Raw genomic sequence first — 12,350 nt, forward strand, 5'->3', positions numbered from 1 at the left:
ACAAAGCCTGTAGGGGCGGGGTTTTCCCACCCCTCACAGGGGTAGGTTTTTAATATTAACTGTAAAGGCAGGACTAGGAAGACAAGGAGGGAAGGTAGACAAGGAAGATTTGATACGCACAATGGTATTTTGACGGACTGTTCTTGTTACCAAGAGAATCTGATTTTGCAAGGTTTTCCTCCCTTGTCCACTGTCCTTCCTTGTCATCCTTGTCTTGCCCTCACGACAATGTAAAATACCTACCTTTGTGAGTTTTCCCACCCCCGATAGTCAGGAAGGCTTTGAGAAGCTTATTCCCTTTTTAAGAGGGAAATCTCGACACAACCGTAGACATTGCAAACATCCTCAAAGATTTTTATGCGATCGCTTGTAACTCAAATTTGACAACGATATCGTTAAAATCTCCATCACCACCATTTACTAAATCTTCAAAGCCAAAGGTGTTATCACCTAAAAGCCGGACATGATCTGATTGATCTGAATTAGCACCTAAGAAAGTAAAGTAAACGGCTGGATCATTACTTGCATTGTTATCAAGAACAGCATCAGGCCTATTATTCACAATTAGAAATGGCACATAGATAGCACCACCTTCTAAAGTGCCACTAAAATTTGCTGTTTGTCCATTACTAACACTCAAACCAAGATTACTTAAATGTTGATTAACCGCTGCCTGAGTATAGCCAGCTTGCCCAGGTAAGATATCAGCAGTACCATCACCGTCAATATCAATTCCACCATTTGCATCAGTCACTTTATAGAAACCAACATAGTTATCGAAGGCTGCTTCTCTATAGACTGTAAACTCAGCAGTCACCAAACCAGAAACATCTCGTAAATCAATGTTTTCTCCCTGTGAACGGTCTTGCAAACCTGTACCCAGAGGTAAAGGATTATCTGTAGCCTTAATCTTGACAACCAAATCCTCGAATCCTTGAGGATTACCAGAACCATCCTCCCAAGCTAGAGAGAAATTATTATTACCTAAGTCTGTACTTTGGAGAGTTGAAGAACTAGGAAAAATTAAGTTAGAAATAGACGTGATTCCAGCTTTTACAGAATCAGTCGAGCCATTTTTAACCACATAAAATCTTAAGTTATCATTGGCATCGAATCCTAATAACTTATTGATATTATTTGCATCAAACTGCTGAGGAATTTTGGAAATAGCCGAGAAAATCACCTTACTGTTAGCCAATGCTGCCTCAGCATATCCAGCTTCTCCAGGGGCGATACCATTAATTGTGCCAGCGGCATCATCAACTGTAAATGCACCTAATTCATTGACAAGGCTAGAACTAAGTCCGGTGAGTGTAACTTCAAGTGTGGCTTTGCTATTGTTGGTTTGGATTTTAAAGACATCATCACTAATTTTGACTAACTTAGTGGTTAAGGAACCGCCATTTCCAGAATCTTCATTGATGTCATTAACATTGATAATCAATTCCTTCTCATAGGAAAGTCCATCTTGATCTGTAGTTTTAACTTTGATCAGATAACTTGATTTAGTTTCAAAATCTGGAGATTGGGTAATTTTCAGACTTTCACCATCAATGCTGAAAACACTATTATCAGGATAGTTATCATCATCAACTAAGCTGTATGTGAAAGTATCACCGGCATCTGAATCAGTAGTGATAAATGTGCCAATTACTGTTTCAGCAGCAACATTTTTATCAATAGTAATTGCAGTTAATGCTAAATCTGTAGGTGCTACATTTGTGCCTGTTTCATTGATATCATTAACATTGATAATCAATTCCTTCTCATAGGAAAGTCCATCTTGATCTGTAGTTTTAACTTTGATCAGATAACTTGATTTAGTTTCAAAATCTGGAGATTGGGTAATTTTCAGACTTTCACCATCAATGCTGAAAACACTATTATCAGGATAGTTATCATCATCAACTAAGCTGTATGTGAAAGTATCACCGGCATCTGAATCAGTGGTGATAAATGTGCCAATTACTGTTTCAGCGGCAACATTTTCATCAATAGTGATTGCAGTTAGTGCTAAATCTGTAGGTGCTGTATTATTTTCTGTTTCGTCAAGGTCATTAACATTGATGGTCAACTCCTTCTCATAGGAGAGTCCACCTTGGTCTGTTGTTTTGACACGGATATTGTAAGTTGCCTTGCTTTCAAAGTCTGGAGATAACTTAATTTTCAAACTTTCACCATCAATTATGAAAGCATCATTATCAGCATCCCCATCTCCAGCAACTAGACTATAGGAGAAAGTTTGAACTTTGATGTTGGGGTCAGTAGTGGTAAATGTACCAATTACGGTTTCAGATTCAACATTTTCATCAACATTGTTATTACTGAGTAGTAAATCTGTAGGTGCGCTGTTGATACCAAAAATCACGTAGCTTTCGCCAGATTGAGAGGAGGCAAAGGGGGCGCTAAGAATTAGGTCAGCGATGCCATCACCATTTACATCTCCTGCACCACTAACTGAATTACCTAGGTTATCAAATTCGGCAATACCGTCGATGAGAAAGCCGTTAGTACCATCAATATCGGTAAGGTTGATGGCAGAACCAAAGTTACCATCTTTGCCAAATACTACATAGCTTTGACCAGAACTTTCACCATTAGGATCTGCATTGTTAGCACTAACAATTAAATCGTCGATGCCATCTCCACTTATATCTCCCACACCGCTGACAGACCAGCCTGAGTTGTCAAATTCGTTAATGCCGTTGATGGCAAAGCCGTTATTACCATTGAGGGTGGAGAGGTCAAAGATGGGATCAAAGTTACCATCTTTGCCAAATACTACATAGCTGATTCCAGCATTCGTGATGCCATTGGGGTCGGCATCATGTGCGCCGATAATTAGGTCATCAATACCGTCGTTGTTAATATCTCCAGCGCTGCTGACAGAGAAGCCTAATTTGTCACCTTCTTGGCCATTGATGATAAAGCCGTTGCTACCATCAAGGCTGTTGAGGTCAAGGCTAGAATCAAAGCTACCATTTTTGCCAAATACTATGTAAGCTTGCCCGGAATTTGTACCATTTGGAGCAGCTTGGGGAGCGCCAATAATCAGATCATCAATGCCGTCGTTGTTGATGTCTCCAGCGCTGCTGACGGATAAGCCTGAGTAGTCTTCTATGCTCTGTCCGTTGATGACAAAACCGTTGCTGCCATTAAGGGTGTTGAGGTCGAAACTGGAATCAAAGTTGCTTGAACCAAATACTATGTAAGTCTGTCCAGGCTTGCCGTTGGAGGTGGTATAGGCATTGGGAGCGCCGATAATCAGATCATCAATGCCGTCATTGTTGATATCTCCGGCACTGCTAACTGAGTAGCCTAATTCGTCTTCTGCATTCAGACCGTTGATGACTAAGCCGTTGTTGCCAAGGTTGGAGAGGTCAATGGTGGAATTGGAACTGAAACTGTTTTTGCCAAATATTACGTAGCTGCTACCAATGTTATTGTTGTTATTGGTGTCAGCAAAGGGAGCGCCGATAATTAAGTCGTCGATGCCGTCGCCATTCACATCTCCTGCTGCACTAACAGAACGACCTGCTGCTTCACTTTCAGTAGCACCGAGAATAGTAAAACCATTGATCCCATCTAGGGTGGAGATATCAATGGTAGAATCAAAGCCGTTTTTGCTGCCAAATACTACGTAGCTGGCTCCAGCGTTACCTTTTGCTTGGGGGTCGGCTTGGGGAGCGCCGATAATTATGTCATCAACACCATCACCGTTAATATCTCCTGCATTGCTAACTGAGTAGCCTAAGTTGTCATCGTTTGTGTTGCCATTGATGATGGTAAAGCCGTTTGTGCCATTAAGTGTGGAGATATCTACTTTTTCAGTCATAATTCTGTAGTATTTTTGGCTTTTTCAAGTTTTGATAAATTGCCGTTACTGCTTTGTAATCGGCTCGTCTTTGTTGTTAATCTGCGTGAAAAAATTTCTCTGTGCTGTAGTTGAGTAGCCAGAGTTGATATGAATTGGAGTAGACAATAGGAAGGAGTTCACTCTGCGATTAATCTGCATGAGGAAATTCCTTACTTGAATGTAGGGGTTTTAAACCTCTTGTGCTGTCAGCCTTGCATGGCTACATTTAAAGCGGTAGCTGGAAGTTGAGCGGCGTACAATTAATTAGACTTTTTTACTCAGCACTACTTCGGTGAAGTAGTTAGATTTGCTATGGATAGCAAGCAGTTAAGGATAGGAGTTAATCCCGCTGTTAATCTGCGTTAAGCTTGCTCTCTGTACCGTGGTAAAACAGTCAGAGCTTAATATTTATAGCAATGGGTATGAGGGAAATCCGGGTTAAACTCTATGCAAAATAAAACCTAGATTTTGATTCAATTACCCAAACTACGATCTGCTGGAAGCACTAGCTTATTAGCTATACCTATGCCTACAGCACACTATGAAAATCCATGTCTATCTAGACCTGGGGTTTTTCCGATGACACCCGAACGACCCTACTAAAATGAACCTACCAAGATGCTGAAGTTTTTACTTATCTTTTAGGGGTTTAATTTTCTATTGATGGATAAGGTTTTCATTAAACGCCCAAGATAAATATAGCCTATATCCTGTCCTATTAATTGTCAAGTTTCCATAAAGTTTAGACAAAGAATACTTAAAACGCTGAGTTTGCTTTTAATGACTATAGTTGTTGATTCCCACATATAGGGTCAGTTTGTCAAGATTTTGGCAGAAAAAAGATGATAATTTTTGACATTTGATTTATTTTAATTATGATGTGCTAGTAGAAAAACCATCACAATGTTTTCGGTATAACTGTTAACTTGTAGTCAAGATAGAAGCAAGAGTTTTATTGGAGACATAATAAAGATGTATTTCAACTTTTTTATAAGTTCGATTGTGGGAATTATTGTCACAGTATTACTGGCTTTTGGTGTTTTGCAGTGGTTTCATGTATCCGCTGGTAGCTTTCTCGATTGGGTAATTGGTGGGGCGAGTTTTTGGTGGTTATTGGTAATTGTGACAGTTCCGTGGAATGTCCATTTTCAGGCTAAAGAAGTTTTAGCCCAAGCAGCAGAATCTATAGAAAAAAACATTTCCGTAGATGAGAAACAAGTTAAGTATGTAAAAGTTTTAGCCAAGCGATCGCTCTTGATTGCAATTGCTTTACACTTAGTTTCAGCCTTGGCTCTGTATATCTTGGCTGTTACAGGTATTAGTACTGTCGGATATATTAGTTCTGGTGCAGCTTTATTATTAACTTTATTGCGTCCAGCAATCAGCGCTTACGAGTATTTATATGCTCGGTTGAGAATGATTAGTCAATCATTTACCTATCCACGGGAAGATATTGTGGAACTGCGTCACCGTTTTGATGAAATAGAGCAAAAAGTCAAATCTTTAGAAGAGCAACTTAACCCAGAACAGCCTTATTCTTTAGTAGCAAATAATCAAAGGTTTTCGGAGGAGACACGCCGAGAATTAGCGCGGATTGTTGCTAGTTTAGAGGAAGTACGCGCTACAAACCAATCTGAACATGAACGTCTGTCTAGAGAAGCCAGAAATGCGATCGCACAACTTTCTACTGATGGGCAATTTCTTGATCATGTCCGTGAAATTATTAGATTTTTTAAATCAGCGTGAATATATAGCAGGAGTCAGGAGTCAGGAGTCAGGAGTCAGGAGTCAGGAGTCAGGAATATGAATGTAGAATCCCCGTGTCTTTAGACCCTACAGTGTACACACAAGTCCTATTTAAGATTAAATCGGCGGTTAGAAACCGCAACTACACAGGCAAAACCCACCTCCGTGGGTTGAAAACCAGTATTGTTTCTTAGTCCACGCAGGTGGACTTTGTTTGTGTAGCAGTGATTTATAATCGCCAGGGCTTGTTTTGGGTAATCAGATCACTTGTGTGTACACGGTAGGTCTTTAGACCGGGGAGTGTCAATCGCTCTATATTACTAATCAGGGCTTACCATTAGATTCGGTTAAAATTAACTTTGGTTCTGGTGTCGTTTCTTCTTCTGGCAAACCGTAAATTGATTTGTACAACTTATCGTACTGCTTGGCAGATTCATACCAACTGAAGTTTTGACTCATACCGCGTTTTTGTAATTCTTGCCATTGGGGTTTGAAACGGAAACCTTCCCAAGCGCGAATCATGCAGGTGAAGAGGTCTAATGGTTCATAGCGATCGAAGCAATAACCAGTACCTGCTTCATTGACTGGATCGTAATGTGATACGGTGTCAACTAATCCACCTGTGCGGCGGACAATGGGGACAGAACCGTAACGCAAAGCCATCATTTGACTGATACCACAGGGTTCAAATCGACTAGGCATGAGGAAAGCATCAGTACCAGCGTAAATGCGACGAGAAAGAGCATCGTTATACAGTAAGTAAGTTGCCATGCGTCCGGGATAGCGGGATGCTAATTGCCACATTTGGGTTTCATAATAGCGATCGCCTGTTCCCAGCAAAACAAATTGAGCATCTGTATAAGCCATGAAGCGGTCTAGAATTTGCATGACTAAATCTAAACCCTTTTGTTCCACTAACCTTGTCACCATGCCAATGAGAAAGGCATTAGAATTGACTTCTAACCCTACTTCTTCTTGCAAAGAAATTTTGTTGGCTTTGCGTTTGTCTAAGGTATCGGTGGTGAAAGTTTGGGTGATGTATTTATCATTGGCAGGATTATAAACTTCGGTATCTATGCCGTTGATAATCCCTGATAGTTTCCCACTAATAAAAGACAGTAAACCTTCGATTTGTTCACCGTAAGCAGGGGTTTTGATTTGATCTGCATAGGTGGGAGAAACTGTGTTTACCTTGTTGGCAAATTGAACTGCTGCGGCCATGGTGTTATGACCTTGCATATACCAGGGACACCAAGTAATTTTCTCTAAATACCAACGCCACGGGCCTTGATAAGCTAGGTTATGAATAGTAAATACTGTGGTGATATCTGGAGATTGGTTCAACCAAACTGGTAACATTCCTGTGTGCCAATCGTGACAGTGAACGATTTCTGGCTTCCAGTAATTCCAACAGAATTCCGCTGCACCATTGGAGAAAAATGTGAACCGCCAATCTTCATCTTCTCCGCCATAAATACGGCGGGTATTGAAGGAAGAATGTTGAAATAAATACAATGGCACATCAGTACCAGGTAGAAGGCTTTCATAAACGGAGAAGTCCTGGAACATTGCATTTCCAGTCCATACAGGTTCTTTGGGAATCTCCATTTTGTCTGGGAGAAAGCCATAGTAAGGCAAGAATATTCGCACATCATGCCCCATTTGTCTTAAGACTTTCGGTAATGCACCCACAACATCACCCATTCCGCCAACTTTGGCAATGGGAGCAGCTTCAGCTGCAACAAATAAAATCCGCATGGTATTTATTGGTAATTGATAATTGGTGATTGGTGATTGGTGATTGGTGATTGGTGATTGGTGATTGGTGATTGGTAATTGGTAATTGGTGAATAATTATTCTCTGTCAACTGTCAACTGTCACCTGTCACCTGTCACCTTATGATCCGCGTTGAATTTCGGTGAAGATTGTTTCTAAAATTTCCGTAGCGCCTTGTTTCCTTAAAATATTGGCTAGTTCTGTACCCAGTTTTTCTGCATCATTGGCTGGGCCAGTAACAGTATCTTGCACCAGTTTTTGACCATCAACGCTGGCAACAATACCTGTTAGGGTTAAATTACCATCAACTATTTCTGTATTTACGCCAATGGGTACTTGACAACCACCTTCTAAGGAACGGAGAAAAGCTCGTTCGGCTAGACAGCGATCGCGTGTTTGGGGGTGTTCAATGGCTTTAAGGATAGCAATGACTTCGCTGTCATCTGCACGGCATTCTATGCCCAGAGCGCCTTGTCCGACGGCATGGAGAGAAATTTCTGGGGGTAAAACTTGGTGAATGCGATCGCTCATTCCCAATCTTTCCAACCCAGCTACCGCTAAAATCAAAGCATCATAATCACCTTTATCCAGTTTCTCCATGCGTGTAATTAAGTTTCCCCGCACATCTTTAAATGTAAAATGGGGAAATTTATTGCGTAACTGTGCCAGCCGTCGCAAGGAAGATGTCCCAATTACTGCACCTTCAGGTAAGGTGTCGATTGTCTGTCCTTTATATTTTTCATGCAGTACCAGCGCATCTGCTGGATTTTCACGTTCGGTAATTGTTGCCAATGTTAACCCTTCTGGTAACTTCGTTGGCAGATCTTTAAGGGAATGAACTGCAAAATCAATATCTTGATTGATCATTCCTAATTCTAGTTCTTTGGTAAATAAACCTTTATCACCAATTTTGGCTAATGCTACATCCAGGATTTTGTCACCTTGGGTAGACATGGTATGGACTTCAAAAGTGATATCAGGAAAGCTTTTCTCAAGTTGCTCTCTTACCCAGTGTGTTTGAACCAGAGCAAGTTGGCTTTTACGTGAACCAATACGAATAGTGCGGGGAGGACTAGAAACTGAAGTCATAAAACTATATGTCAAACCAGGCGATAAATTCACATTTATCTAGACTACCGCAGGGAGTGACGTACTGGATTGAACTAACGCCTTTACATTTGTTTACATTTTTGACACGCCAACAGCGGCTGAAAGGCTGGTAAAACTTTAGGTATATTTTTACATATCAGATTTTCAATAATTTACTTATATGCAGAATTTTTTAGCTACCATAATGACCATTGATATTAGCACAATGTCCCTAATGGTAAGTGTGGCATCTATTTTGCAATCAATCACACTAATATTTTTAGTTTTCTTAGCTAACCAATATCGGGGAATTAGTACTTATGCTATTGGCACAATCTTATCAGCACTGGGATTTATCCTTTTTCCTATTCGCTTATTATTATCAGATGAATTACTGCTATTAAATCTACGATTTTTTGGTAACTTATGCATTACCTGCGCTCAAATAATGTACACCATAGCAATTGGTAAATTTATTGGCAAAAGAATAAACTACCTGTTTTTTATAGCTCTTAGTTCTGCTTTTTGTGTTGCCCAATTTTATTTTATATATATCAAAGATGATTATTTTATAAGAAATGCAAGCATTTTATTGCCGACAATAATTTCTAATTTATTGGCGGTTTACTATCTCATGTCAAATCAAGATAAATCTCTATTAAGTTCTTCCATTTTTACTTCTATTATATTTTTATTTTATGTTGGTTTTTCGATATTACGTATGATCATGATACCAATTACTCAGACAACTTCTTTAATGCAATCAAGTAGCATAAATATCATCACACTTTGGGCAATATTTTTATTTGATTACCTTCGTAACTCCGGCTTTATCATGATAGTCAATCAAAGAATGTATCAGGATTTGCATACATTAGCTACAACAGATTTTTTAACAACAGCACTAAATCGTAGAGCAATAGAACCATATTTACAGCATGAAGTAACAAGATTCAAACGTAGTAAAATACCTTTTAGTTTAATTTTAATTGATGTTGATAAATTCAAATTAATTAATGATAATTATGGACATATTTACGGTGATAATGTTTTACAACACCTAGTTGAAATCCTGAGAAAATCTCTTTGTTCTCAAGATTTGGTGAGTCGTTGGGGTGGAGAGGAATTTCTCATTTTATTACCAAACACAAATATTGAAAGCGCATCTCTTATTGCTGAAAGATTGCGAATAACAGTTGAAAAAAATCCAGCCGCTGAGGGAATGATTTATTACACTATTAGTTTAGGAGTAGCAACTTTTGAAGAAACTTATATGAATTCACTAAGTTTATTTTTGATCGTCCTTGATCAAGCTCTTTATCAGGCGAAAAATAATGGTCGGAACCAAGTATTTATTGTTCCCAAAATTCTCTAATATGGGAACCAGATTTCATTAAATTAACTAATACCAGCTTTAAAAAATTTGCGCCTCATTTTCGGAAAATTTGTTGCAAAAAGCGAATTATTGCCAAATTTGGACAATATTAGTGCAATCTATCATGGCAAATGATCCTTTAGATGCGGCGTTCGCATTTCGAGAGAAAATTAGAGAAATGGCGGGTTATATCTTTGTTATCTCCTGCACTAAAGTAGTCTTGAGAGGGAAGTTAAAACTTTACAGATGTGCTACAAGAGAGTATACTGACTAAATCTATTTTTTAATCTATATGAGTCGTTCCGCTTGCCTTATATTTAACCCAGTTGCGGGTCAGGGTGATCCAGAATTAGAATTAGATCAGATTAGATCAATATTAGAACCAGAAATTGAATTAGATATTTATTTCACCACTGAAGAAATAGATGCTGACGAACTAGCACGCGCAGCTGTAGAAAGAGGAGTAGAAGCGATTATTGCCTCTGGAGGAGATGGTACTCTGTCAGCAGCAGCAGCAGCGGTAGTTAATACTAATATTCCCTTCGGGATTATTTCACGGGGAACAGCAAACGCTTTTGCAGCAGCTTTAACTATTCCCGATACCATTGCAGACGCTTGTCAGACAATTTTACAAGGTAAAAGCCGTGCAGTAGATGTAGCTTATTGCAACGAGCGACTGATGGTATTATTAGCTGGTATTGGTTTTGAAGCGGGAACTGTAGAAAAAGCAGACAGGAATGCTAAAAATCGCCTGGGGATGATGGCATATATCCTAGCAGGAATTCAAGAATTAGGGAACTTACAGAAATTTGATGTAGAAATTGAAACCGAAGATAAGATAATTAAAACGATTGCTTCAGCGGTGACGGTTGCCAATGCTGCACCTGCAACTTCAGTTTTAGCTCATGGCCCAGCAGGTATTATTTTTGATGACGGATTACTAGATTTAACAATTGTAGCTCCAGAAAATAAAGCAGGTGCGATCGCAGCCTCATTTCATTTATTTCAAACTGCTACCGCAGGGACACCCGTAGAACGGGATGATATTGGCTATTTGCGAGCTAAAACATTTAAAATCACAACTGAACCACCACAAAAGGTAGTTATAGATGGAGAAATAGTCGGTACAACTCCTGTGGAAATTCATTGTGTACCAGGAGGTTTGAGGGTTTTTGTCCCATCAGTAACAGAAGATATTCCCACAGAAAAGCTAGAAGGATTACCTAACTTAACTGTAGAAATGAAAGATTAATCTATGAGAAATTTAGAAATTATGTAATCTAAATTATTCCCGTTCCTTTACCCCTGCTGTCATGTTTTTCTGTTAATTCACCTGTTTTATCTTCATTGACTTCGTGTAATTCCTCAAGACGTTCTGCGGTGTCTTCTGCTGCTTGCTCTCGTGCATCACCTGGAACTTCGTAATACATTTCTGGTTCAACTGGATAATTATTCAACAGACCTTCTTGATCAACGGTATAACCATCTGTGGTACGTATGCTTTCAACATTGGTTTGGTCATCAGTAGGCGCACTGGAGATGTTTTCTTCTGTGGGAAGATGTTTATAATGTTCTCCTTCTCTCTCCATACGCGCTGCTATTTCCGCTGGGATAATTCCCCGATCATAAGTATCTACATCAACTCGATGAGCAGAATCTGTTATTTTTTTAACTGGTTTATTAGTCATAAATTTAACCCTCTTTATTTATTTTGAAAATAACTTCGAGAACTAGATTAGTTTTTTTTTATAAAAATAGATACTGTCTTAAGAAGTGAATTCATAAAAAATCCAAACTAAAATTATCTATCTTGAGGCATATACAGAGGTGTGTTAAATCTCCTATCCTACTCTTTCAATCTTTTACTTCTGACTTCGTTCGACTAAAGTTCACAGCGAAGCTTAAATTTTGCTGTAAGTAATTCAAAAAAATGTAGGGTTAGCATTGTTTACCCTACATTAAATTAACTAATAGATTTATCTTAATTAACCTACAAGTTGTTGTTTGAATGAATTAACCTTGTGTATTAATTCTTGCCGGGTTTCAGCTTTGATGAGATAACGGAAAGTAAACCAGATGGCATAAATTATGCCAATTATCTCAAAAATAGGCGCTAATAACGGTACACCATGAATAGCATCTAAAACTGCGATCGCTACCTTGACTGTGACAATTGCAGACAAAATTAATCCAAACGTTAATAAAGCCTGTTTGTTTTTGTCAAAAAAACTACCTAGATAATTTGGCAGTTGGTCTAAGAAATCAACAATTTGTCTGCTCACTCGCTGCCATTGGCTTTCATAAGCTTTAGCTGGCGGGAGTTTTGGTAATTTGGCAGTATCTACACCCTCAAGAGCTAATGCACCGTCTGGTGAACCTGAATTTACTGTGTCTGGTGGCTGTTGGTGAGTTTCCATAACGTTTGCCATTTGGCAGAACAGTGTTGATAAATGACTGGACGTAAATAAATATAACAGTCTGGACACAGAATACCAAGTCAAAAATAT

The 12,350-nt window shown here is 39.0% G+C and carries 8 protein-coding genes; 3 read left to right on the forward strand and 5 right to left on the reverse strand.

Annotation, left to right across the window (positions count from 1 at the left end; genetic code table 11):
- Nucleotides 1-355: 355 nt before the first annotated feature.
- Nucleotides 356-3,835: a beta strand repeat-containing protein gene (locus AC012T_RS05465; protein ID WP_487063796.1), complete on the reverse strand. Its 3,480-nt coding sequence runs from the start codon at nucleotides 3,833-3,835 to the stop codon at nucleotides 356-358.
- Nucleotides 3,836-4,828: 993 nt separating this feature from the next.
- Between AC012T_RS05465 and AC012T_RS05470 the strand changes: the two genes are divergently transcribed.
- On the forward strand, nucleotides 4,829-5,602 hold the full coding sequence (locus AC012T_RS05470; RefSeq protein WP_487063798.1) for a hypothetical protein: 774 nt from the start codon (nucleotides 4,829-4,831) through the stop codon (nucleotides 5,600-5,602).
- A 324-nt stretch (nucleotides 5,603-5,926) separates the two neighbouring features.
- Here the strand turns inward: AC012T_RS05470 and glgA are convergent, their stop codons facing one another.
- Together glgA and hemC are read right to left on the reverse strand one after the other, a co-directional pair.
- The gene (glgA, locus tag AC012T_RS05475; RefSeq protein ID WP_487063800.1) at nucleotides 5,927-7,360 is read right to left on the reverse strand and encodes a glycogen synthase GlgA; all 1,434 of its coding nucleotides are present in this window, start codon (nucleotides 7,358-7,360) and stop codon (nucleotides 5,927-5,929) included.
- A gap of 139 nt (nucleotides 7,361-7,499) precedes the next feature.
- Nucleotides 7,500-8,468 (reverse strand): hydroxymethylbilane synthase, encoded by a 969-nt coding sequence (gene hemC / locus AC012T_RS05480; protein WP_487063802.1) that lies wholly within the window; start codon nucleotides 8,466-8,468, stop codon nucleotides 7,500-7,502.
- A gap of 205 nt (nucleotides 8,469-8,673) precedes the next feature.
- On the opposite strand from hemC, the gene AC012T_RS05485 reads away from it, so the two are divergent.
- Both AC012T_RS05485 and AC012T_RS05490 read left to right on the forward strand, forming a co-directional pair.
- Nucleotides 8,674-9,843 (forward strand): GGDEF domain-containing protein, encoded by a 1,170-nt coding sequence (locus tag AC012T_RS05485; protein ID WP_487063804.1) that lies wholly within the window; start codon nucleotides 8,674-8,676, stop codon nucleotides 9,841-9,843.
- A gap of 292 nt (nucleotides 9,844-10,135) precedes the next feature.
- Nucleotides 10,136-11,095, forward strand: coding sequence for a YegS/Rv2252/BmrU family lipid kinase (locus tag AC012T_RS05490; protein WP_487063806.1), 960 nt, complete (start codon nucleotides 10,136-10,138; stop codon nucleotides 11,093-11,095).
- A 28-nt stretch (nucleotides 11,096-11,123) separates the two neighbouring features.
- On the opposite strand, the gene AC012T_RS05495 is transcribed toward AC012T_RS05490, so the two are convergent.
- Nucleotides 11,124-11,531 carry a hypothetical protein gene (locus AC012T_RS05495; RefSeq protein WP_487063808.1) on the reverse strand — a complete coding sequence of 136 codons (408 nt, stop codon included), beginning with the start codon at nucleotides 11,529-11,531 and terminating at the stop codon, nucleotides 11,124-11,126.
- Nucleotides 11,532-11,828: 297 nt separating this feature from the next.
- A complete protein-coding gene (locus tag AC012T_RS05500) occupies nucleotides 11,829-12,272 on the reverse strand; it encodes a CAAD domain-containing protein (RefSeq protein ID WP_487063810.1) in 444 nt (147 codons plus the stop codon).
- Nucleotides 12,273-12,350: the final 78 nt, after the last annotated feature.

Source organism: Anabaena sp. EIM26 (genome assembly GCF_057568715.1).